The sequence below is a fragment of the Acetobacter pasteurianus genome (assembly GCF_009914215.2).
Taxonomy (GTDB): Bacteria; Pseudomonadota; Alphaproteobacteria; order Acetobacterales; family Acetobacteraceae; genus Acetobacter; species Acetobacter pasteurianus.
The window spans coordinates 1,401,238-1,422,975 of the sequence record NZ_CP039846.2; the positions used below are offsets into that span (position 1 = coordinate 1,401,238).

Sequence of the window (21,738 nt, forward strand, 5' to 3'; positions counted from 1 at the left end):
CTGTCTTACAGCTCAGCGTAGAAGTCGTTGCCCTTATCATCAATAACAATAAACGCAGGAAAATCTTCTACCTCAATTTTCCACACGGCTTCCATGCCCAGTTCAGGGTATTCCAGCACTTCCACCTTGCGGATGCAGTCTTTGGCAAGCCGTGCGGCAGGCCCACCAACAGACCCCAGATAGAAGCCCCCATATTTCTGGCAGGCATCCTTCACGGCCTTGGAGCGGTTACCCTTGGCCAACATAACGTAGGAACCACCATTGGCCTGAAGTTCCGCCACGTAAGAATCCATACGGCCAGCCGTTGTAGGGCCAAAGGAACCTGTAGGCATGCCAGCAGGCGTTTTGGCCGGCCCTGCGTAATAGACGGGATGATCTTTCAGATACTGCGGCAGACCTTCACCTTTTTGCAGGCGTTCGCGGAACTTGGCATGGGCAATATCACGTGCAACTACCACTGTGCCCGTAAGGGCCAGACGGGTTTTGACAGGATATTTGGAAAGCTCTTTGCGGATTTCATCCATCGGCCGGTTCAGGTCGATCTTGATGGCTTCGCCTTCCAGATGTTCATCTGTGGTTTCTGGCAGGAAGCGGGCAGGGTCATGCTCCAGTTGTTCCAGAAAGAAGCCCTCTGCTGTTACACGCGCCTTGATCTGACGATCTGCCGAACAGGAAACCCCAATACCAACCGGCAGTGATGCACCGTGCCGGGGCAGGCGAATAACGCGCACATCGTGGCAGAAATATTTGCCACCAAACTGAGCTCCAATCCCCAGCTTGCGGGTAAGTTCCAGCACCTTCTGTTCCATCTCAACATCACGGAAGGCGTGGCCTGTCATATCCCCTTTGGTTGGTAGGGAATCATACCAATGGGTAGATGCCAACTTAACTGTTTTGAGTGTCTGTTCAGCAGACATGCCGCCAATAACAATGGCCAGATGGTAAGGTGGGCAAGCGGATGTGCCGAGTGTCTTGATCTTGGTGTCCAGCCAGTCCAGCAACTGCTGTTCAGACCCCAGAAGAGCGCGTGTTTCCTGAAACAGGAAGGTTTTGTTGGCAGAGCCACCGCCCTTGGCCACGAACATCAGGTCCATCTGCTCATCGTGCTCACCAGCGGGGCTGGCAAAAAGATCGCACTGAACGGGCAGGTTGGTGCCGGTGTTCTTTTCCTCAAACATGGTCAGCGGCGCCATTTGGGAATAGCGCAGATTGGTGCGTGTATAGGTTTCGTATACGCCCTTGGAGAAGGCAACTTCCTCGTTCCCTTCCACCCAGACACGCTGGCCTTTTTTGCCGAACACAATGGCAGTGCCGGTATCTTGGCACATGGGCAGCACGCCACCAGCAGCAATGCAGGCGTTTTTCAGCAGATCAAGCGCCACAAAGCGATCGTTATCTGAAGCTTCGGGATCTTTCAGAATGGAGGCGAGCTGCGTCAGATGTGCGGGACGCAGAAAATGCGCCACTTCATGAAAGGCCTGCGCTGTGAGTTCGGTAAGGGATTCGGGCGTAACATGCAGCACGGTTTTGCCACCGCACTGTGATGTGCTCACACCTGCAAGATCCAGCTTGCGATAGGTGGTTTTATCCTCCCCCATCGGGAACAGGGGAGAATAGGCAAATTCCGGCACCGGGGGGCGAGGGGGCTGGCTGGTCATTTCTTCGTGTCTTCTCCGTCAACCTGGCCCCGTTTGCACCGGGGCTTCAGGCGGGTGATGGTCCTTTCTTGCGGAAAGCGTCAAGACTCACGACCTGTGAGGACGAGTCGCTTTCCTCCGGCCCGTCCTGTTCGGGCTGGCCAGTGGTGGGTTCTTCCGGCGCGGGTTCCTCCGTTGGCTCCATGGCAGCAAAATGCAGGCTGAACCTTATGGCAGGATCAGCAAACCCAGTAATAGCCTGCACAGGAATAACCAGTATGGAGCCAACACCCCCAAAGGAAAGGCCGACAGAAACAGTTTTTGCTTTCCGGTCTACCTTCAGATCCCAGAACTGGTGCTGGAGCACGATGGTCATTTCATGCGGATACTGGGCGCGAAGTCGGGCAGGAATATCCACGCCGGGAAAATCCGTAAGGAAAGTCAGATAGAAATGGTGCTCTCCTGCAAGCCCTTCGCGGCTCACATGTTCGAGCGCATTCAACATCACACTGCGTGAGGCCTCATTCAGCCAGCGTTCATAAGGCAGCAGGCTGGGAGCCGGAAAAAGGGAGTCGTCCTGTGTGGGGTCGTGGTCATCAGCCATATTATTTGCTCCTTGCCGCCACCGGGGTTACCCCGGCTTTTTGATCAGTACTTATATAACGCAGGGATGCGCGAAAGATCACGCAAGCGCAAGCACGCCGGGCATGTTTGTTGCAACACCAGCCATGCAGGCCGGAGTATAACGTTTTAATACGAAGCTGAGCTTGGAAAATGAGGTGGGAGGGCTTCTGTTGCCCGGTGCCCTCCCGAACCGCGCTTATCGCTTATGCAGCGACAGCGAGCACCTCAGTGTTATCATTGGCACTTGTAAAAATAGCCCGATAACGGTGGTACAATACCGGGCAAAAAGAACATCTTTACTGCGCGTGTCGAGCCTATTTCGTCCCCATCTGTCCAAACCTTTGTAAGGCCGGATGATTGGTGGAGACGCCGGGTACCGCCCCCGGGTCCACTACGCCTATTCCATATCCCGTTTATTGCCATAGTCAGAAGCAAACTTCTCACACCCCAAACATAGGAAGTCCGGTAATGGATTGCAAGCGGAATTAACCCTTTCTCCCTCTTTCCTATAGCGCGTTGTGTACGTAAAATGCCCGCGTTTCGCGGGGTGGTCGCTATTGGCTCAGTTCCGTGTTTTGCAAAGATTTTAGTAAGGGCCAGACCATGTCACTGACCGACGAACAGCGGGCGGAAATAGCAGCTCACGGGCAGGAAACCTTTGCCACGCGCAGGCCTACCGTGCCGGCGCTGGAAGCTATGCTGTATGAACCGCAGGAAGTGCTGGATCATGGGTTCTTGCGTGTTATTGACTATATGGGGGATGATGCCGCCATTGTGCAGGCAGCCCGTGTTTCATACGGCCGAGGCACTCGCAAGGTTTCAGAAGATGCGGGGCTGATCCGCTATCTGATGCGCCATCGCCATTCCTCACCGTTTGAAATGTGCGAGATGAAATTTCACGTCAAACTGCCCATCTTTGTGGCGCGGCAGTGGATTCGCCATCGTATGGCTAGCGTGAATGAATATTCTGCACGCTATTCCATTCTGGACAGTGAATTTTATCTACCCGCCCCAGAACATATGGCCGCCCAGAGTGAAGTAAACCGTCAGGGCCGGGGGCAGATTCTGGCTCCAGAACAGGCAGCCGAGGTTCTGGATATTCTGCGCGATGATGCCATGCGGACATATCGTGATTACGAAAAAATGCTAGATGCAGAAAATGGGTATGGGCTGGCGCGTGAACTGGGCCGTATTAACCTGACCCTGAATACCTATACCCAGTGGTACTGGAAAATAGACCTTCATAACCTCATGCACTTTCTGGCCCTGCGGATCGACCCGCATGCGCAGTATGAAATCCGGGTTTATGCAGAAATCATGCTGAAAATTCTGCATGCATGGGTGCCGGTAACAGCCAGCGCTTTTGAAGAATATCGCCGTGGCGCAGTCACATTCTCTGCAACCATGATGCAGGTTCTGCGTCGTATGTTGGCCGGAGAGAATGTGGAGCAGAAAGGCTCTGGCCTGAGCCGTCGTGAATGGGATGAAATGTTGGCGAGCCTGAAAGGCTGATTGCTAGAGCGTTATCCTGACCATGACAAACAAGCCGGATGAAACAAACGCATTCAAAGGGGAAACACCCCTCTTTGAGCAAATTGTGCAGAAAGGTTCACACGGTAAAAAGTTACGGCAACCTTTTAAGCCTACATATTTGCCGCCATTGTGGCCTTTCGTGGTTGTTGCTGTTGTGCTGGTGGTTATATGGGGTGTTTTGTTTTTGAATGCCCCAGCCACCAAAGATAATTGGCATTTTCAATTCTGTGATAAGGCGCAGGGTGGAATGAAAAACATTTGCCCTAAGCTCGACCCGTAAGAGCAGCCTGTTACAGGTAATTGGCAATTTCTGAAATTTAATGGGGGATAGAATGACAAATTTTATGCAACGTATCTCTATAGTGTTTTCTGGGGTGGCTATGATCGGTCTGGCGTATCCTGCTCATGCGGACACATTGCGAGAAAAGCAGACAGAAGCTTGCAAAGGGGATGCTCTACGTCTTTGTGCGCTGGCTATTCCCAATGAAAAGAAAATCACACAATGCATGGAGCGTAAGCAGGATAAGCTCAGCCCTAAGTGTCGTGCTTTTTTCAAAAAAGGTACAAAAGCACCTCCGGCACATAAGCCAAAATCCAAATAACCACGTGTTTAATGTGTAAGAAAACCGGTCTCCCGTTGCATAAAGGGAATGACCGGTTTTTCTGTTAAAATTGTTTACTTTTGCAGTTGTGGCCGCAGCATTTCTGCAACTGTATGTGCAATGTGGCGCCATGCTTTGGCACCTTCACCATCCGGGTTTTCAATAATACCGGGCACGCCTTTGTCTCCGCTTGCGCGAATGTCTGCCAATAGTGGAACTTCGCCGAGGAAGGGCACACCCATGGCTTCGGCTTCTTTCTTGGCGCCGCCATGGCCAAACAGTTCTGTATTGTGTCCGCAATTCGGGCAACAGAAGTAGGACATGTTTTCAATAAGGCCCAATACGGGCACATTTACTTTTTCAAACATTGTCACGCCGCGGCGCGCATCAATCAGTGCGATATCCTGCGGGGTAGAAACAATAACCGCGCCGGTTAAAGGCACTTTTTGTGTAAGAGAAAGCTGTGCATCACCGGTGCCGGGCGGCAGATCCACCACCATCACATCCAGATCTCCCCAGGTTACATCCGTCAGCAGCTGATTGATGGCGCCCATCACCATGGGGCCGCGCCAGATCATGGCGGCTTTTTCATCTACCAGCATGCCGAGGGAAACTGCCTTGATGCCCCATGCTTCAACAGGTTGCAGCTTACCCTCTATAACTTCAGGTTTGCCCGTTGCGCCCAACATGCGGTGCAGGGAAGGACCATGAATATCTGCATCCAGCAGGCCAACTTTTAGGCCTTCCAAACCAAGCCCAACGGCCAGATTGGTTGCAGTAGTGGATTTGCCCACACCGCCTTTGCCCGAGGCCACGGCAATAATGGTTTTCACACCGGGAAGAATGGGGGCATTGCCATCAGCCGGTGCCACACCTCCTAAAGGACGATGCCCACCAGTTGCGGCCTTGGGTTTTGCTGCGGCTCCGGCTGGGCGATGTGCAGTAAGAATAATACTGGCACTTTGCACACCCGGAAGGGTTTCGAGCTGACGGGCCGCATCATCACATAAAGCAGAAATGGTTTGGGCGTGTTCCCGCGCGATTGCAAAGGCCACGGAAAGTTTGCCCTCCGTAAGTGAACAGCCTTCCAGATGCCCATAAGCCAGCAGGTTTTTGCCTGTTTGTGGATCTTTTACATTTTCCAGAACACGCGCGATGTCCTGAGAGGAAACGGAGGGAGGCTGGGCCACAATTTTGCTCCTGTTAAAGGTGATGAGGTCTGTTGTGTTGGCAACAGCAAGTATGGCTTGCCGTCAAGGGGAGGGCCTGCGCGGGATGTTGTGCAGGTTTGGCGTGGTTTCTGTGTGTGACAGATTTTTTCTGGCACAGAACAGACGAGGCCGGTAGATGACGCACATGGTAAATGCAGTGGCGGATGGCCGGGTGGAAAAAATGACCTCACAGGCTGAAAAAACTTCAGGATCTGGTGTTGTCTCTGCACAGCCACTCAAGCCTGTTGCAGGCCGAGGGCGAGATCATCGGATTGATGCCATGCGTGGTGTGGCGCTGCTGATGATGTTTATAGACCACATCCCTCAAAACCTGCTCAACCGTTTTACCATGCGCAATGTCGGGTTTGCAGATGCAGCAGAAGTGTTTGTGCTGCTTGCGGGTTATGCATCGTGGTTGGCATATGGGCGCGGCTTTAGAAAATATGGTGTGCCCACAATTCTAAAGCGGATTTTCCGCCGGTGTGTGCAGCTTTACATTGGCCAAACCATTATGGTGGCGGCTTACGTCTTCACCGTGCGGGCATGGCGCCATTTTACGCCAGTTTCAGTCGATTATCTGGAGCCAGAACTGGCGCATGGCATGGGCTGGGTCTGGCGTGTGATGATGTTTGATGCCTTGCCCAGCAACCTTAATATTTTGCCCCTGTATATTGTTCTGCTGGGTGGGTTTCCGCTTTTTTATGTGCTGATGCGCGTGCATCGTTCCCTTGCGCTCGTGCTGTCTGGCGCTGTGTGGCTGTTTGTCAATTTTGATCCGGAAATTAACTTTCCGAACTGGCTGGACCCAGACGGATGGTATTTTAATCCATTTGCATGGCAGTTTCTGTTTGCGCTGGGGCTGACGGCTTCTGCCGAAACCGAGCGGCGCGGGGGTGATCTGCCACAGAAGCGGTTACTGGTGATCGCCAGCATTTTGTATCTGGTGTTTTCTGCCATTCAGGCATTCCCCTGGACGTTGTGGGGGCTACCAGATTTCCGCCCGTTTGGAGATTCCATAGCGCCTGCCAAAACATGGCTTTCTCCGTTTCGTCTGCTGGATGTTGTGGCCATTTTTTATCTGGTTCAGTCTTCAGATAAAGCGCGGCAGTGGGCGGCAGAAAGCAAACTGGGGCAAATTCTGGCACGGGTTGGCCGTCATTCCCTGGAAATCTTTGTGGTGGGCACGGTGCTGGATTTATACGCACGGCTCATTTTCAGCACGTTTGGTGAAGGTTGGGGTTTGCAGGTGGCGGTCAACATTGTGGGGCTGGCTATATTGTTCTGGCTGGCCGCTTGGCTGGATGCCCGCCGCACACGCCAACGTGCTGCGTTGGCGGCCAGTAAGTAACGCAGAGTTGGTTGCATCATAAAGGAAACATCATGCCCTTAACGAAGCTTTCTGCCCTGCCGCATGTGGCCCGACTTTTGCAGTATAAAAAGCCTGTAAAAATTACGTTGTTTGGCTCTTCCTCTACGGAAGGCGTGGGCGCTTCATCGATTGCGACCAGTTACGCTGGCGTTTTTGAGCAAACATTGCGTGCTGCCGTGCCGGATAAGCTGGAAGTCATTAATCGTGGTATTGGTGGGCAGGGGGCTGTGCAGATGCATGCCCGCTTGGCGCAGGTTCTGGCAGACAAGGCCGATCTTGTAATCTGGCAAGGCGGTGTAAATGACCCGCTAACAGGCGTAAATCTGACAGATTTTGAGCAGATAACGCGCGATGATCTGCGAGCGCTGCGCGAAAACGGAGCAGATGTTGCACTCATGGATTTGCAATGGTGCCGTTTGCTGGATGAATGCCCTGTGGCACCGGCTTTTCAGGCTTCTGTGCACGCACTGGGGCAAGAGCTGGAAATGCCAGTATTCCCACGTTTTGAGATGATGAAGCAGTGGAGCAAAACATACGGTTTAGGGCGGGAAGACCTTTCGCCCGATGGTATCCATATGGGGGATACTGGTTACCAATTGTTAGGTGAGGCCGTTGCGGCGTGGGTGCTGGAACTGGCGGAGGGGTAACGGCTTTAAATTAGGCTGATATGGGCAGAACAAAAACCGCATGTGTAAAGCGGGCTGACCTTTCAGCACGTTCATGCCATAAACTCAGAACATATTTTCCTGCCGCTGTCTGACAGAAAGACTGTTTCTTCATGCGTATATCTGTCCGTTTTGCCCGTGTTTTTTCTCTGTCTGGCCTTTTGCTGGCGGGTGCAAGTTTTGTGCATCCTGCACGGGCAGATCAGGCTGCTACTGCTACACCGCCTGTAGTGGTGGCACAGCGCGTGCCGGAAAGCTTTGCAGATCTGGCGGCAAAGCTTTTGCCCGCTGTGGTGAATGTGTCCACCACCCAGACCGTGCGGGCAGATTCGGACGATGATGATGAAGATGACCAACTGCCACAGATGCCCAATTTTCCGCAGGGCTCTCCGTTCGAGAAATTCTTTCATGATTTCATGAACAGGCAGACTGAGCCAGATGCACCACCTCGGCGGATGCAGGCTCTGGGTTCTGGCTTTATTATTGATCCTACCGGCTACATTGTGACCAACAACCACGTTATTCGTAAGGCAGACCGTATTACGGTTACTTTGCAGGATAATACGGTGCTAACGGCCAAGGCTGTTGGCCATGATGACAGAACAGATCTTGCCCTGCTGAAGGTGGAAAGCAAAAAGCCGCTGCCTTTTGTGCAATTCGGTAATAGTGACAGCCACCGGGTAGGGGATTGGGTGCTGGCTATTGGCAACCCGTTTGGTTTGTCCGGCACCGTTACGGCTGGTATTATTTCCTCACGCGGGCGCAATATTGACCAAGGCCCGTATGATGATTTTATCCAGACAGATGCGCCCATCAACAAGGGCAATTCCGGTGGCCCGCTGTTTGATATGAATGGGCAGGTTATTGGCGTAAATACAGCCATTTATTCGCCCTCTGGCGGCTCTGTTGGTATTGGGTTTGCCATTCCTTCCAACGAGGCCCGCAATGTAGTCGAACAGCTGCGTAAAACCGGCAAGGTTTCACGCGGGTGGCTGGGTGTAAGAATCCAGAATGTCACGCAGGATATTGCGGATGGTCTGGGGCTTACGCCTGCACGCGGCGCTTTGGTGGCCGGTGTGGAAAAAAATGGCCCAGCAGCCAAAGCCGGATTGCAGACTGGGGACGTCATTCAGTCACTGAATGCACAACCGATTGAAGGCAAGGCATTGCCACGCCTTTCTGCCCAATTGCCTGTAGGAAGTGTGGCACATCTTGGCGTATGGCGGCATGGCAAAACTCTGGATCTGCCAGTTACCATTGCAGCTTTGCCAGAACCTGCGGATGAAACGCCTCAGAAAACAACGGCTCCATCTAAAACCAAAGAAACCGTCAGTTTTGCAGATTTTGGTTTTTCTGTTGGCATCATTGATACGGCAGCCCGGCAGAAATACGGCCTGTCTGCCAATCAGAAAGGGGTGCTGGTTACATCCGTGCAGGAGGATGGCCTTGCCGCAGACCGGGGGCTAAAGCCCGGAGATGTGATTACCGAAGTGCAGCAGGCCGAGGTGAACACACCGGCGGATCTAAAAAAACGGATTGAAGCAGCCAAAAAGGACAAAAAGCGTTCTGTTCTGCTGCTTGTGCATGATTCAGATGGGTTGCGTTGGATTCCGTTTTCCTTAACGGGTGAAGATACGTCTCAATAAATGATTCCATTTTCTATTCAGGCGCCATGGCTGAACAACGCCGTGGCGCGGCAGACCGTACGGCTGCTGAGTGCCGTCGGCCTTTCTGGTTTTATGGTGTGGCTGACCAATCTGCAGGAACCAGGTTGGGCCATTATTACGTCCGTTATTGTCACGCAAAACAGTATTACGGATACCATTTCCAAAGGGCGAGATCAGATTGTTGGCACCCTTATTGGTGCAGTTGCCAGTATTGTGCCCATTACGCTGATGATGTTTTTGCGCTGGCCGTTGTGGGAGGCCTTTGCAATTGCCTTTATTCCATTAGCCGTGTTGGTCAGTTGGAAGCCCGAAGCACGCATGGGTGTGGTCACACTCATGATTGCCACTTTGTTTCCCTCAGAGGGAGATCCGTACCTCCGTCCTATTGAGCGTGTGCTGGCTATTTTGATCGGGGTAGGGGTTTCCACATTGGTGACGTACGTTGTGCTGCATGAGCAGGCACGGCGGGATGCCTTCCGCAACGCAGCGGAAACAGTGACGCAAATTGTGGCTATGTTGCAAAAAGCCCGTTCTGGAGACACAGATTGGGTGACCATTCAGGACATGAATGATGAGTGCGCGGCGTCTTTGCGCAAGGTTCAGGCTGCGTTGGAAGAGGCACGGCGTGAACATTGGAAGCCGTTAGAGCAACGAGACCCCATGCTGGCGCAACTTCCCAAGGAAGTGCGGCAATTGCAGATGGATGCATTGGTGGTGGCACGTGCCATGCTGCGTTTTCCACATTCCGGCGCCACTATTCCCCCACAACAGGTGGCCACAATTAGCGCGGGCCTTCTGCGTGGGTTTCAATGGGTTATTCAGCGTTGCAATGATGAAGCCACGGCCCGTTCAGGGGATGACAGCCGCGTGGCAGCAGAAGTTATTTCAGCCCTTCCGGCAGAAGATGAAACGGCAGACCCGATTATACGTTTTGTTGTAGGAATCCTGCTGACTGATCTGAAGCATATTATCAGTTTTCTGGGTGAGGATGACGCAGACAGGCCCTGACTTTCAGGAAGATAGGGCCGACATGTTTGGAGTATTGTAAACCTGTCTGGCTGCTGTTGTGCTTGGGAAGATGACGGAGGGCTATGCAGCGGACAGCAGAAAATGAGGCAAGAAATGGCAAGCGATCTCAACACAGTTGTGCGTGTGCATCATACAGGCCCACCGGATGTATTATGTGTTGAAACTCTTCCTGTTCCCCAGCCTCAAAAAGGGGAAGTACTCCTGCGGCAGGAAGCCATAGGCGTTAATTTTATAGATACCTATTTTCGCTCTGGCCTGTATCCGTTTCCCGCTTTGCCAGCCATTCCCGGAAACGAGGGAGCGGGCGTGGTGGAAAAAGTGGGCGAAGGTGTGCAGCATCTTCAGCCGGGTATGCGGGTTGCCTACGCAGGAGTTTTGGGGGCTTATGCCCGTTATCGCACCATTGCAGCAGATAGGCTGGTGGTGCTGCCTGATACTATTCCATTTGATATTGCGGCTGCTGTCACTTTACGGGGCCTTACAGCCCATATGTTATTGCGCCAAGTGTACCATGTGCGTGCGGGGCAGGATATTCTGGTTTACGCCCCGGCCGGAGGGGTCGGGCAGCTTATCTGCCAGTGGGCACGGCGTTTGGGCGCGCGTGTAATAGGTGTGACATCTACAGAGGAAAAAGCAGCTATTGCCAAGGCTTGCGGGGCTACGGATGTTGTTATTGGAACATCAGATTTACCTGCTCGGATAAGAGATCTGACTGACGGGAAAATGGTGCCCGTTGTGTATGACAGCATTGGGCGAGATACTTTTGAAACCAGCCTGAACTGCCTTGCCCCACGTGGGCTTATGGTCAGTTATGGAAATGCATCCGGGCCGGTTACGGGTGTATCCGTAGGAACTTTAAGTGCACATGGGAGCTTGTATCTGACACGTCCTTCTCTGACGACATATATTGCAGATCGCAAGGAACTGGAGGCCAGTGCGCAGGAACTGTTTGCAATGGTAGAGCAGGGGGTGTTGAAGCCAGAAATTGGTCAACGCTTTTTGCTAAAAGAAGCCGAACAAGCGCATAGGGCGCTGGAATCGAGCCGCACAACTGGCAGCACGATTCTAACAGTTTAGCTTTTTGCGCAGCTGTCATGAACATATGCCAACATGCGTTTCAATGGCATGACGTGCAGGCCCGTATAGGGTAGGATAACTTATCTGCCTGATTGTAACGGGTGGAATAGATCAAGGATAACAGAACATGTCCAAGTGTGCGGTTAAGTGCCCGAAATCTCCGTGTGTGCGTGGCCTTCTGGTTGCCGGACTGATTGCAACAGTGGTGTATTTCCTGCGTAAGAAGAAGTCCTGCGCATAAAATTTGCTTCTTGCAGATTTCATGCAGCAAAGCCCGTCTGGTCCGCCAGACGGGCTTTCTGTTTTCTGATCGCGTCGTTGTCAGACCCCATAACATGGCGTCATGGCTTGTGTTATGGTGAAACCATTGTATCACGGGCATTAAAATAACCCAGTGTCTGGCGCATGGCTGCATCAGACTGATGTTGGAAAGGATTAAGAGCGTTGCATCCTCTCGTTTCCCGTATGTCTTCTTTGGTCACAGGTTCAGTGGCCGTGTGCACGCTCGCTGTAGCTGGCTTGGCTGCTGCTCCTTCCGCAGCTCATGCTCAGGCTTCCGTGCTTCTGAAAAACCAGACCGCAACCGCTGTGGTTGAAACAGTGGACCGTGATGCGCGTGAAGTGCTGCTGCGTGAAGGCAATGGGCATCTGATCACCGTTGAATACGGTAGCGCTGTGCGTGACCTGCCGCACCTGCATGAGGGTGATCACCTCAAGATTCGGTTTGTAGAAACACTGGGCGCACAGATGGCGCCGCCTGATAGCCCGCTGCCCGAATCCACGCTTACAACAGCACGTGGTTATGCGCATGGTCATCCACGCGGTGTGATTGCAGCTTTCAACCGTGAACGTGGCACCATTAAGGCGATTGACCTGAATACCCACACGGCTTCCTTTGTTACGGACGACGGCGCGTTGCATGTTGCTGTTCTGCGTACCCAGGCCATGCAGGATTTTCTGGCGACCCTGAAAATTGGCGATGTGGTGGATATTACGCGTGCGGAATCCATCTCCTACGTTATCACCAATGAAAACGTGCCACAGCCGCCTGCTAATGGGCAGCAGCTTGCTGTTCCGGCGGGTGATAGCGTAGCCGCCACACCTGCTCCGGCAACACAGGCAGCTCCTCCGGCAGCTCCGCTTGAAGCGCCTCCAGTAGCTGGTCAGTAAGATTTTAGCTGCTTGGATATCATCTTTTAGGGGTGATATTCGGCACGGTTAAAACGCAATAAAAAGCCCCGGTGGAAAATATCCACCGGGGCTTTTTGTTATTTGATATGTTGAGGAGCCCGTCTTAACGGGGCGTCCGTCGCGTAAGCTGGCTAACATCTCTTACGGCACCACGGGCAGCACTGGTGGTGAGGGCCGCATAGGCCTTCAGCGCGTTGGAAACCACGCGGTCACGCTTAGGCTGCCATGCCTGATCCCCCAGATCATCCATACGGGCGCGGCGGTCAGACAGTTCGCTTTCTGGCACAGCAACTGCCAGTTTACGGTTGGGGATATCAATTTCAATAATATCACCTTCCTCAACCAAGCCGATCACGCCACCTTCGGCGGCTTCGGGGGAGATATGGCCAATGGAAAGGCCAGAACTACCGCCTGAAAAACGACCATCCGTAATCAGGGCGCATTTTTCAGCCAATCCTTTGGATTTCAGATAGCTGGTGGGGTAGAGCATTTCCTGCATGCCGGGGCCGCCTTTGGGGCCTTCATAGCGGATCAGCACCACATCACCGGGTTTGATTTTGTCGCCCAGAATGGCGGAAACTGCGGCATCCTGGCTTTCAAAAATACGGGCCGGACCAGAAAATGTTTCCAAACCAGCGGCAACACCTGCTGTTTTAACAATGGCACCATCTTCGGCCAGATTGCCGTATAGAACAGCCAAACCGCCATCCTGATTATAGGCATGTGCCCCGCTACGGATAGCGCCGTTTTCCGTATCCATATCCAGTTCATGATATTGGCTGGACTGAGAGAACGCTTCCGTAGTGCGCACCCCGCCCGGAGAGGCACGGAAGAAGTCTCGCGCTGTGGTGTTGGTTTCAGCACCCGGTGCGCGAATGTCCCATTTTTTCAAGGCTTCGGGCAGGTTGGCAGAATGCACCATCGGCACATCGCGGTGTAACAGGCCTAGCCGATCTAACTCACCCATAATGGCCGGAATGCCACCCGCGCGGTGCACATCTTCCATATGCACATCCGGGCGGGAAGGGGAAACCTTACACAGATGCGGCACCTTGCGTGAAAGGCGATCAATGTCCTTCATGGTAAAGGGCACGTTGCCTTCATGCGCAGAGGCCAGAAGATGCAGCACAGTGTTGGTGGAACCACCCATGGCGATATCAACTGACATCGCATTTTCAAAGGCATCCATAGTGGCAATGCTGCGTGGCAGCACAGAGGCATCTTCCTGCTCATAATAACGGCGGGCCATATCCACAATACGCTGCCCGGCTTCTACAAACAGGCCACGGCGTGCGGAATGTGTGGCTACAAGGCTGCCATTGCCGGGCAGGGAAAGGCCCAGAGCTTCTGTCAGGCAGTTCATGGAGTTGGCGGTGAACATGCCGGAGCAGGAACCACAGGTAGGGCAAGCCGAACGTTCAATGGCAAGCGAATCGGCATCGCTCACATTCGGGTTGGCCGCAGAAACCATGGAAGTTACAAGGTCTGCCCGCTGTTCAATATCCGCCAGTGTTACGCGTCCGGCTTCCATCGGGCCGCCGGAAACAAAAATGGTGGGGATATTCAGCCGCATGGCGGCCATAAGCATGCCCGGCGTAATTTTATCGCAGTTGCTGATGCAAACCAGCGCATCCGCACAATGTGCGTTCACCATATATTCCACGGCATCGGCAATCAGCTCGCGCGAGGGCAGGCTGTACAACATGCCGCCGTGGCCCATGGCAATGCCATCATCCACCGCAATGGTGTTGAATTCACGGCCAATTCCGCCAGCTTCGGCAATGGATTGGCACACAAGCTGGCCCATATCCTTAAGATGCACATGGCCGGGCACAAACTGGGTAAAGGAGTTGGCAACCGCAATAATGGGTTTGCCAAAATCGGAGTCTTTCATCCCGGTGGCGCGCCACAGGCTGCGAGCGCCTGCCATGTTGCGCCCGTGTGTGGTGGTGCGGGATCTGTAACCGGCCATGGTGGGGTCTTCTCTCTGGTTTCTGTCTGCTGTGTGGTTCCGGAGCAATCTGGCGTCCGCCAGATATATGGGGGCTGCACATTAGACTACAAAGAAACTTCTGTCAGGCCGGGATTGCGGCCTAAGGGCGGATAGTGGTTTTTCCTGCTACAGTTTTGTGACAAATCTGCTTTTACCCAGCTTTCTTGCGGGGATTATGTTGCAGGAGACGGAGGCGTTCAGTATTCCTCCTCGCATCCGGCGGACGTTCGGAACGGAGAGCAGATGGAAATTTCCGCAAGGCAGCCCCTGCCCGCAACAAAAAAGAACCATCCAGCCGGAGGTGTTCGCACAGCAGATCCTTTCTTCAGGATGCTGGTGATGGCAACCGGTATTGGTGTTCTGGTGGTGCTGGGGGCCATTATTGGTGTGATGGCAGTAGGGGGCTGGAAAGCCTTTGCTGTTTTTGGCCCTGAATTCCTTATATCTGCGGTGTGGAACCCTGTTACCCAGCATTTTGGGGCAGCGGCACCCGTTTTTGGCACCATTGTCAGCAGTGCGATGGCACTTGTTGTGGCGGTGCCGTTGGCTTTTGGTACCGCATTCTGGCTTGCAGCCCTTGCCCCTCCGGCTGCGGCAGCTTTTATTGGCATGGCTGTGCAGCTTCTGGCTGCTGTGCCTTCCATTATCTTCGGGATGTGGGGCTTTTTTGTGGTGGTGCCATTGGTTGCCCATTATGTGCAGCCTACGGCCCGGCATCTGTTTGGGCACGTGCCCGGGCTTTCCGCACTTGTAGCTGGCGCACCATTCGGCACAGGCTTGTTCACTGCCAGCCTTATTCTGGCAATCATGATTACGCCTTCCATTACCGCCGTTATGCGGGACGTGTTTGTTTCCATGCCAACGGTATTGCGTGAAAGTGCTTACGGCTTGGGCGCTACGCGGTGGGAAGTTATGCGCAATGTAGTGTTGCCGTGGTCTCGGCAAGGCGTGATTGGCGCGGTTGTGCTGGGCATGGGCCGCGCCATGGGCGAAACAATGGCAGTGACCTTTGTGATTGGGGATAGCAACCATATTGGTTGGTCGCTTTTCGCACCGGCTAACACCATTGCTTCTCTTATCGCTCTGGAATTCCCTGAAAGTGCGGCAGGTAGCCTGAAGTTGGCATCTCTCATGGCGCTTGGGGCTATTCTGATGGCAATTTCGTTCCTGACACTCTGGTTCTCTCGCTGGCTTCTGGCCCGTGGGCAAAAAGCTGCGGGAGGTTAAGAATGGCTACGTCACGTTCTCTCCTTCGGTCCGATCGTTCTGCTTCGCTTCTGTTGCGCAGAAAAATCACCGACAGAATGGCAACCGGCCTGAGCTGGCTGGCCATGCTGATTGTTGTGTGTGTTCTGGGGTCCATTTTGTGGACACTGGTTAAAAACGGGTTGGCTGGGCTGAGCATTAACCTGTTTACGCATTCCATGGCGGCACCCGGCCAGAATGGCGGGCTGGCAAACGCCATTATGGGCAGCCTTCTGCAAACCGGGCTGGCCATTTTGCTGGGCACACCGGCTGGGCTGCTAACAGGTATTTATCTGGCAGAATACGGAGCAAACAACGTGCTGGCGCGCACAGTACGCTTTGTGTCTGACATGCTGCTTTCTGCCCCATCCATTCTGATCGGTCTGTTTATCTATATGGTGCTGGTGGCACCGCTGGGGCATTTCTCTGGCTATGCGGGGTCTTTGGCCCTTGCCATTCTGGCTATGCCTATTGTGGTGCGCACAACAGAAGACATGCTTTACTTGGTACCCGTTGCCATGCGTGAGGCTGGTATTGCGCTAGGGGCGCCAAAGTGGCGGGTTATCCTGTTTATCTGCCTGCGTGCAGCGCGCGGGGGCATTCTTACAGGTGTTCTGTTGGCTGTGGCACGTGTGGCAGGTGAAACAGCGCCGCTGCTGTTTACATCACTGGGGAACTCCGAGTGGTCTGTTGATATGAACAGGCCCATGGCCAGCCTGCCCGTAGCTATCTACCAGTATGCAGGTTCCGCTTATCAGGATTGGATGCAGCAGGCCTGGACAGGCGCGCTGCTGGTTACACTTGGTGTATTGGTCATTAATATTGTGGTGCGGGTAGGAACCCGTGGAGGACGGACATGAGCGTAGAGGTCCAAACGGAAACCGTTGCCGCAGAGCAGACAGTGACTGTTGCTGAGACAGAAAAAGATGCCCGCCCGATTGCTTTGCAGGTGCGGGATCTGAATTTCTATTACGGCAAGTCACATGCGCTGCACGATATTTCCCTTAATTTTCCCGAACGCAGCGTAACGGGCATGATCGGTCCATCAGGGTGCGGTAAATCCACCCTGCTGCGTGTGTTAAACCGGATGTATGACCTGTATCCGGGCCAGAAAGCCACGGGTGAGGTCATATTCGATGGCCAGAATATTCTGGCCGCCGGGGTGGACCTGAACGTGCTGCGTTCACGCATTGGCATGGTGTTTCAGAAACCTACACCATTCCCTATGTCCATTTACGATAATATTGCTTTTGGTATTCGGCTGCATGAGCGTGTTTCCCGTTCAGAAATGGATGGACGGGTAGAAGATGCCCTGCGGCGCGTGGCTTTGTGGTCTGAGGTGCAGGACAGGCTCAGCAGTTCTGCTACGGCCATGTCTGGCGGCCAGCAGCAGCGCTTGTGCATTGCGCGCACAATTGCTGTACGGCCTGAAGTTATTCTGCTGGATGAACCTACAAGTGCGTTGGATCCAGTTTCCACTGCCCGTATTGAAGAACTTCTGGATGAACTGAAAACCGAGTTCACCATTGCTATTGTAACGCACAACATGCAGCAGGCTGCGCGATGTGCGGATCAGGTGGCATTTTTCTATATGGGCAAGCTGATTGAAGTGGACAGCACGGCACGCATGTTCACAACCCCGCGTGAGCAGCAAACGCAGGATTATATTACCGGCCGCTTTGGGTGAGCAGAAAGGAACACGTTATGGGAAACGAACCCGCACATACCGTTACCCGATACGATCAGGAACTTGATCGGCTGCGTGGAATTGTTGCCCGCATGGGTGGTTTGGTGGAACGCCAGACAGCGCAGGCCATTGCCGCAGTGGTGGATCAGGACGAAGAAGCCGCGATTGAACCACCCGAACTGGATACAGAGGTGGATGCGCTGGAACGTGAAGCAGAAATGCTGGCGATCCGCATTCTGGCTCTGCGCGCGCCAATGGCGGTGGATTTGCGCATGATTGTTGCCGTTCTGAAAATGAGCGGTGATCTGGAACGCATTGGTGATTACGCCTCCAGCATTGCCCGCCGCGCCATGAAGGTGGAGCCGCTGGATGGTGCATTTTCCTTTAGCCCGTTACGGGCCATGGCGCGCCTTGTGCAGGAAAACCTGCACAAAGCTATTGAGGCCATGGTGGAAAATGACAGCACCCGTGCCATGGAAGTGTGGAATGCGGATACGGCTGTAGATGAGCTATATACGGCCATGTTCCGCGAACTGGTGACGTATATGATGGAAGACCCGCGCAAGATTGGCCCGTGTATCCATCTTCTGTTTGTTGCAAAAAATCTGGAACGCATTGGTGACCACGCCACCAATATTGCAGAGCGTGTTTACTACGCTGTAACCGGCAACATGCTGCCAGCAGTGCGCCCACGCGGCGGTGCAGCTAGAAAAGACGCTCATAAAGATTCTTGATTGTGTAGAACTAAAGGTTGGCACGTATTAGCCCGTAAAGGTGCGTGCCAATCCTTCCTGCAGATCTATGGGCTGCACGCCTAACAAATTCTGCATCGGTGCAATATCGAAGTTCTTGTTTTCAAGCAGGCGGCGGATTTCGTCTGGCCCGATTTCAGGTAGTCCCGGAACCCGAGAAGTTATACGGGCACATGCCATAAGCAATTTGGCAGGTAATGAAACAAAGGGACGCGGGCGTAATCCGCTAGCCTGTTCCACCAAAGTTACAAACTGTTTGTAGGTTACGGCGTTTTTCCCGGCAATCACAAGGCTGCGTGGGCCATGCCATGTTTGTGCAAGTGCAGCCAGAATACTGGCGGTCACATCTCCCTGCCAGATAGGCTGCACCAAAGCTGTTCCGCTATTGGGCAAAGGAATAACGGGCAAAAAGCGCAGGAGTGCTGCCAGGCGCTGCACATTATTTTCACCTTGAGCACCATAAATCATGGTGGGGTGTAAAATAATGCCATCCCGCCCGGAGGCCAGCAGGGCTTTTTCACCTAACAGAACACCATTGCCGTGAGCATCGGGCCAGTGTGTGAATTTACGCGTACTGCCGAGACATACCAGTTTGGCAGAGGCCGGCGCAGCAGCCAGCAAGGCTGGGATATTACGTGCGTGCGCTGTGCAAACAATGCGCGTGGCATCTGCCAATACAGGTTTTATCAGCTCCGTCGGGGCTGTTAGATCGGCAATACGGATATTTTCTAACCCGGTTGCCCGGCTGGCGTTACGCACAATCGGAACAACGGGAACACCCTGTGCCAGTAAAGCCTGACACACAGCTCGCCCAGAACGGCCTGATGCCCCAATAACATGAACAGGGTCTGCCATAGGCTGTAGCGTATGAAGGGGCAACATTACGGCGTATGCAGGGAAAGGCCGACCTGCTGTGCAATTTGTGGCGCCACACCTACAGCTCCCAAAGAAGCCAGAACTGTCATGAGAGGGAGAGGGCGCTGCGGCTGAATATAGATATCCAGCGGGCCTTTTTCAGGGTGCAGGGCATAGGTAAGTGCCTGGGCCAGAATCGGGTTGTTGCCCTGCTTGGTCTGTTCCTGCCATCCGGACAGCATATCCTGCAGGTTCATGTTGCGTGCCTTGGCAGCCTGATCCAGTATTTTCGGCACAAGCCCATGATCCATATAGTTCATGTGCATGTGTAAAACCTGCATGTCTGCATTTGCGGCTACAACAGCGTGGGAACCTGCCTGCGCAAAATCGCCATCCAAGTGCAGGCGGCCCATCTGGGCGGCATCTACACTCAGTTCTTCAATATGCAGTTTGTCTGTTTTCAGATCGTGCGTATCGTTGAGAACCAGAGAGGCACGTAGGCGATCATAACCCAAGGTGGGCAACCATCCGAGATTCGGTAAGCTGGGCCAGAGTTCTGCATCCTGCACGCTGGAAACCTCCTGCTCAGCGGTCTCAGACTTGCTGGAATGAGAAAGAATTTTCACAGCGCGCAGAAGAGGGCTGTCACCATCAATGGCAAGGCGATCAATCTGGATGTCACGGGTGCCATTGCGGCCGGTATAAGCTGCGCCGGTTGTAAGACTATTGTACAATCCAGCCAGATCCAGCCCATCAATGCCAACATGGTCAGCAGAAACATGGCGGGCAGGGGGCACATCCGCAGAAAATTGCAGCTTTGTGGCCTCAAGGTGTGAGGCCATGCTTTCTCCAAAGTCATCAACCGTAACGGTATCGGCAGCAATGTCGGATTGCAGGCTATCAATAAACCCATGCAGCTTTGTGGCCTCTGCATGCTGGATGGAAAGCGTATGTGCTGGTGTGTGTACATCTTCCTTTACAGGCAGTGCCACGCCTTCCATGGCCAGTTTTGCCAGATGCAGGCTACCCGCCGTATCTGCCATCTGAAAGTTGCGGAAGGAAAGGTGCTCAATAAGCGGGGACTCGGAGCCTTTGGTAACGGGTTTGGAAACCTCGGCTTCATCTGCAGTTATGGTTTCTGGCCCCTGGCGGAACACAAGGCTGGTAAATTTTACACTGCGCCCCAGAACGCCGGGTGTGGCTTTCTTATATGTAAAAGAAGCATCAGGCCCCAATGTTTGCCTAAAACGCTCTATGCTTTTGTCCAGCATAAGATGTTCGGCATGGCGTGCACCAAGCCAACCAATGCCACCTAGAATGGCAATGCCGGAAATCATGACCAGAACGTTCTTCTTCACCCGTTGGAAATCCTACTGTTTCGGGACACAAAACCAGCTTTAGTGCATGGCGGATGGGGCTGCAAGCGCCGATGCGGTAACATATTACCTATAGAAAACCCCCTGAAAATACAGACATCAACGCAAACAGTGCTTGACGTTTTGTTTCGGGCACCGCATAAGGCGCCATCTTGGATACACAACTGTTCTAGTATGGAATCAGTGTCATGAAGACCACCCTCTCGCTGAAGCCCGCGGAGGTGACGAAGAACTGGATCCTGATCGATGCCGAAGGTCTCGCTCTAGGTCGTCTCGCCGTCATCATTGCCCAGCGCCTGCGCGGCAAGCATAAGCCTCAGTTTACTCCGCATGTTGATTGCGGTGACCACGTTGTTGTCATCAACGCGGAAAAAGTTGCCCTGACAGGCCGCAAGGCTGATCAGAAGCTCTTCCACTATCACACCGGTTACCCCGGCGGCATCAAGGAACGCACTGTAAAGCAGCGCCTTGAAGGCAAGAATCCGGGTCAGCTGGTTGAAAAAGCTGTGGAACGCATGATCACACGCGGTCCGCTGCAGCGTCAGCAGATGCGCAGCCTGCATGTTTATGCTGGTGCAGAACACCCGCATGCTGGCCAGAACCCCCAGCAGCTTGATGTTGCGGCCATGAACCGCAAGAACGTTGTTAACGTGCAGAAGGGCTGAGCAGAATGTCTGAAACTCAGGAACGTACAGGCACGCTGGCCGATCTGAAGACCGTGGTTCCAGAAATTGCTTCTGACGCCCCGGTTTATGAAGCCAAGCGTGACGCTCAGGGCCGCTCCTATGCAACCGGCCGTCGTAAAGACGCAGTTGCTCGCGTGTGGATCAAGCCTGGCAAGGGTGAAATCACCGTTAACGGTCGCCCGGTTGGCACCTACTTTGCGCGCCCCGTGCTGCGCATGCTGCTGACCCAGCCTTTCCTTGTGTCTGACCGCTACAACCAGTTCGATGTGGTTTGCACCGTAACAGGTGGTGGTCTGTCTGGTCAGGCAGGTGCTGTTCGTCATGGTATCAGCCGCGCGCTGACACATTACGAACCAGAACTGCGCAGCATCCTTAAGGCTGCTGGCTTCCTTACGCGTGACTCTCGTAAGGTTGAACGTAAGAAATACGGTCGCGCCAAGGCTCGTCGTTCCTTCCAGTTCAGCAAGCGCTGATCTGTCGGGAAAAACGGTTTACCGTTTGGCAAAAACGGGTGGGGAAGAAATTCCCCACCCGTTTTT

Annotated in this window: 21 protein-coding genes and 1 other RNA gene; 15 read left to right on the forward strand and 7 right to left on the reverse strand. The window is 53.6% G+C overall.

The window, feature by feature from the left end; genetic code table 11:
- Positions 1 to 5: 5 nt before the first annotated feature.
- From FCN51_RS20015 to ssrA, 3 genes are all read right to left on the reverse strand, one after another.
- The gene (locus tag FCN51_RS20015) at positions 6 to 1,658 is read right to left on the reverse strand and encodes a fumarate hydratase (protein ID WP_035365812.1); all 1,653 of its coding nucleotides are present in this window, start codon (positions 1,656 to 1,658) and stop codon (positions 6 to 8) included.
- 46 nt (positions 1,659 to 1,704) lie between these two features.
- Positions 1,705 to 2,241 (reverse strand): SspB family protein, encoded by a 537-nt coding sequence (locus tag FCN51_RS20020; protein ID WP_003629524.1) that lies wholly within the window; start codon positions 2,239 to 2,241, stop codon positions 1,705 to 1,707.
- 176 nt (positions 2,242 to 2,417) lie between these two features.
- Positions 2,418 to 2,744: a transfer-messenger RNA gene (gene ssrA, locus FCN51_RS20025) on the reverse strand.
- Positions 2,745 to 2,864: 120 nt separating this feature from the next.
- Here ssrA and thyX point away from each other — a divergent pair.
- Genes thyX through FCN51_RS20040 form a run of 3 tightly spaced genes read left to right on the forward strand, consistent with a single transcriptional unit; the run spans position 2,865 to position 4,396 of the window.
- The gene (gene thyX / locus FCN51_RS20030) at positions 2,865 to 3,773 is read left to right on the forward strand and encodes an FAD-dependent thymidylate synthase (protein ID WP_035362352.1); all 909 of its coding nucleotides are present in this window, start codon (positions 2,865 to 2,867) and stop codon (positions 3,771 to 3,773) included.
- Positions 3,774 to 3,795: 22 nt separating this feature from the next.
- Positions 3,796 to 4,074, forward strand: coding sequence for a hypothetical protein (locus tag FCN51_RS20035; RefSeq protein ID WP_003629528.1), 279 nt, complete (start codon positions 3,796 to 3,798; stop codon positions 4,072 to 4,074).
- A gap of 40 nt (positions 4,075 to 4,114) precedes the next feature.
- A complete protein-coding gene (locus tag FCN51_RS20040; protein WP_014457537.1) occupies positions 4,115 to 4,396 on the forward strand; it encodes a hypothetical protein in 282 nt (93 codons plus the stop codon).
- A gap of 74 nt (positions 4,397 to 4,470) precedes the next feature.
- On the opposite strand, the gene FCN51_RS20045 is transcribed toward FCN51_RS20040, so the two are convergent.
- Positions 4,471 to 5,586, reverse strand: coding sequence for an Mrp/NBP35 family ATP-binding protein (locus FCN51_RS20045; RefSeq protein ID WP_160256684.1), 1,116 nt, complete (start codon positions 5,584 to 5,586; stop codon positions 4,471 to 4,473).
- Between the two features lie 157 nt (positions 5,587 to 5,743).
- On the opposite strand from FCN51_RS20045, the gene FCN51_RS20050 reads away from it, so the two are divergent.
- From FCN51_RS20050 to FCN51_RS20075, 6 genes are all read left to right on the forward strand, one after another.
- Positions 5,744 to 6,955: an OpgC family protein gene (locus FCN51_RS20050; RefSeq protein WP_124296170.1), complete on the forward strand. Its 1,212-nt coding sequence runs from the start codon at positions 5,744 to 5,746 to the stop codon at positions 6,953 to 6,955.
- A gap of 11 nt (positions 6,956 to 6,966) precedes the next feature.
- Positions 6,967 to 7,623, forward strand: coding sequence for an SGNH/GDSL hydrolase family protein (locus FCN51_RS20055; RefSeq protein WP_160256685.1), 657 nt, complete (start codon positions 6,967 to 6,969; stop codon positions 7,621 to 7,623).
- Positions 7,624 to 7,754: 131 nt separating this feature from the next.
- Positions 7,755 to 9,287, forward strand: coding sequence for a DegQ family serine endoprotease (locus FCN51_RS20060; RefSeq protein ID WP_003629535.1), 1,533 nt, complete (start codon positions 7,755 to 7,757; stop codon positions 9,285 to 9,287).
- Complete coding sequence (locus FCN51_RS20065; protein ID WP_003624626.1) at positions 9,288 to 10,316, forward strand: FUSC family protein; 1,029 nt, start codon at positions 9,288 to 9,290, stop codon at positions 10,314 to 10,316.
- Between the two features lie 102 nt (positions 10,317 to 10,418).
- Positions 10,419 to 11,414 (forward strand): quinone oxidoreductase family protein, encoded by a 996-nt coding sequence (locus FCN51_RS20070; RefSeq protein ID WP_160256686.1) that lies wholly within the window; start codon positions 10,419 to 10,421, stop codon positions 11,412 to 11,414.
- Between the two features lie 465 nt (positions 11,415 to 11,879).
- Entirely contained in the window at positions 11,880 to 12,584 is a 705-nt protein-coding gene (locus tag FCN51_RS20075; RefSeq protein ID WP_160256687.1) for a hypothetical protein, read from the forward strand.
- A gap of 124 nt (positions 12,585 to 12,708) precedes the next feature.
- On the opposite strand, the gene ilvD is transcribed toward FCN51_RS20075, so the two are convergent.
- Positions 12,709 to 14,577, reverse strand: a complete 1,869-nt coding sequence (ilvD, locus tag FCN51_RS20080; RefSeq protein ID WP_035365815.1) for a dihydroxy-acid dehydratase — start codon at positions 14,575 to 14,577, stop codon at positions 12,709 to 12,711.
- A 264-nt stretch (positions 14,578 to 14,841) separates the two neighbouring features.
- Between ilvD and pstC the strand changes: the two genes are divergently transcribed.
- Genes pstC through phoU form a run of 4 tightly spaced genes read left to right on the forward strand, consistent with a single transcriptional unit; the run spans position 14,842 to position 18,264 of the window.
- A complete protein-coding gene (gene pstC / locus FCN51_RS20085) occupies positions 14,842 to 15,825 on the forward strand; it encodes a phosphate ABC transporter permease subunit PstC (RefSeq protein ID WP_014457531.1) in 984 nt (327 codons plus the stop codon).
- A 2-nt stretch (positions 15,826 to 15,827) separates the two neighbouring features.
- Entirely contained in the window at positions 15,828 to 16,703 is an 876-nt protein-coding gene (gene pstA / locus FCN51_RS20090) for a phosphate ABC transporter permease PstA (protein ID WP_014457530.1), read from the forward strand.
- On the forward strand, positions 16,700 to 17,530 hold the full coding sequence (gene pstB, locus FCN51_RS20095; RefSeq protein ID WP_003624643.1) for a phosphate ABC transporter ATP-binding protein PstB: 831 nt from the start codon (positions 16,700 to 16,702) through the stop codon (positions 17,528 to 17,530). Before pstA ends, pstB begins: the two co-directional genes overlap by 4 nt.
- A gap of 17 nt (positions 17,531 to 17,547) precedes the next feature.
- Positions 17,548 to 18,264 (forward strand): phosphate signaling complex protein PhoU, encoded by a 717-nt coding sequence (phoU, locus tag FCN51_RS20100; RefSeq protein WP_003629542.1) that lies wholly within the window; start codon positions 17,548 to 17,550, stop codon positions 18,262 to 18,264.
- 27 nt (positions 18,265 to 18,291) lie between these two features.
- Here phoU and FCN51_RS20105 read toward each other — a convergent pair whose 3' ends face one another.
- Positions 18,292 to 19,164, reverse strand: a complete 873-nt coding sequence (locus tag FCN51_RS20105; RefSeq protein WP_201762552.1) for an SDR family oxidoreductase — start codon at positions 19,162 to 19,164, stop codon at positions 18,292 to 18,294.
- Complete coding sequence (locus FCN51_RS20110) at positions 19,164 to 20,495, reverse strand: hypothetical protein (protein WP_160256688.1); 1,332 nt, start codon at positions 20,493 to 20,495, stop codon at positions 19,164 to 19,166. Before FCN51_RS20110 ends, FCN51_RS20105 begins: the two co-directional genes overlap by 1 nt.
- A gap of 206 nt (positions 20,496 to 20,701) precedes the next feature.
- On the opposite strand from FCN51_RS20110, the gene rplM reads away from it, so the two are divergent.
- Both rplM and rpsI read left to right on the forward strand, forming a co-directional pair.
- The gene (gene rplM / locus FCN51_RS20115; RefSeq protein ID WP_006115057.1) at positions 20,702 to 21,178 is read left to right on the forward strand and encodes a 50S ribosomal protein L13; all 477 of its coding nucleotides are present in this window, start codon (positions 20,702 to 20,704) and stop codon (positions 21,176 to 21,178) included.
- Positions 21,179 to 21,183: 5 nt separating this feature from the next.
- On the forward strand, positions 21,184 to 21,672 hold the full coding sequence (gene rpsI / locus FCN51_RS20120) for a 30S ribosomal protein S9 (protein WP_003624653.1): 489 nt from the start codon (positions 21,184 to 21,186) through the stop codon (positions 21,670 to 21,672).
- The last annotated feature ends 66 nt before the right edge of the window (positions 21,673 to 21,738 follow it).

What these genes read in the sequence shown, in the direction of transcription:
- FCN51_RS20015 (WP_035365812.1), bottom strand. Translation starts at nt 1,658, where the DNA reads ATGACCAGCCAGCCCCCTCGCCCCCCGGTGCCGGAATTTGCCTATTCT.
- FCN51_RS20020 (WP_003629524.1), bottom strand. Translation starts at nt 2,241, where the DNA reads ATGGCTGATGACCACGACCCCACACAGGACGACTCCCTTTTTCCGGCT.
- thyX (WP_035362352.1), top strand. Translation starts at nt 2,865, where the DNA reads ATGTCACTGACCGACGAACAGCGGGCGGAAATAGCAGCTCACGGGCAG.
- FCN51_RS20035 (WP_003629528.1), top strand. Translation starts at nt 3,796, where the DNA reads ATGACAAACAAGCCGGATGAAACAAACGCATTCAAAGGGGAAACACCC.
- FCN51_RS20040 (WP_014457537.1), top strand. Translation starts at nt 4,115, where the DNA reads ATGGGGGATAGAATGACAAATTTTATGCAACGTATCTCTATAGTGTTT.
- FCN51_RS20050 (WP_124296170.1), top strand. Translation starts at nt 5,744, where the DNA reads ATGACGCACATGGTAAATGCAGTGGCGGATGGCCGGGTGGAAAAAATG.
- FCN51_RS20060 (WP_003629535.1), top strand. Translation starts at nt 7,755, where the DNA reads ATGCGTATATCTGTCCGTTTTGCCCGTGTTTTTTCTCTGTCTGGCCTT.
- FCN51_RS20065 (WP_003624626.1), top strand. Translation starts at nt 9,288, where the DNA reads ATGATTCCATTTTCTATTCAGGCGCCATGGCTGAACAACGCCGTGGCG.
- FCN51_RS20070 (WP_160256686.1), top strand. Translation starts at nt 10,419, where the DNA reads ATGAGGCAAGAAATGGCAAGCGATCTCAACACAGTTGTGCGTGTGCAT.
- FCN51_RS20075 (WP_160256687.1), top strand. Translation starts at nt 11,880, where the DNA reads ATGTCTTCTTTGGTCACAGGTTCAGTGGCCGTGTGCACGCTCGCTGTA.
- ilvD (WP_035365815.1), bottom strand. Translation starts at nt 14,577, where the DNA reads ATGGCCGGTTACAGATCCCGCACCACCACACACGGGCGCAACATGGCA.
- pstC (WP_014457531.1), top strand. Translation starts at nt 14,842, where the DNA reads ATGGAAATTTCCGCAAGGCAGCCCCTGCCCGCAACAAAAAAGAACCAT.
- pstA (WP_014457530.1), top strand. Translation starts at nt 15,828, where the DNA reads ATGGCTACGTCACGTTCTCTCCTTCGGTCCGATCGTTCTGCTTCGCTT.
- pstB (WP_003624643.1), top strand. Translation starts at nt 16,700, where the DNA reads ATGAGCGTAGAGGTCCAAACGGAAACCGTTGCCGCAGAGCAGACAGTG.
- phoU (WP_003629542.1), top strand. Translation starts at nt 17,548, where the DNA reads ATGGGAAACGAACCCGCACATACCGTTACCCGATACGATCAGGAACTT.
- FCN51_RS20105 (WP_201762552.1), bottom strand. Translation starts at nt 19,164, where the DNA reads ATGTTGCCCCTTCATACGCTACAGCCTATGGCAGACCCTGTTCATGTT.
- rplM (WP_006115057.1), top strand. Translation starts at nt 20,702, where the DNA reads ATGAAGACCACCCTCTCGCTGAAGCCCGCGGAGGTGACGAAGAACTGG.
- rpsI (WP_003624653.1), top strand. Translation starts at nt 21,184, where the DNA reads ATGTCTGAAACTCAGGAACGTACAGGCACGCTGGCCGATCTGAAGACC.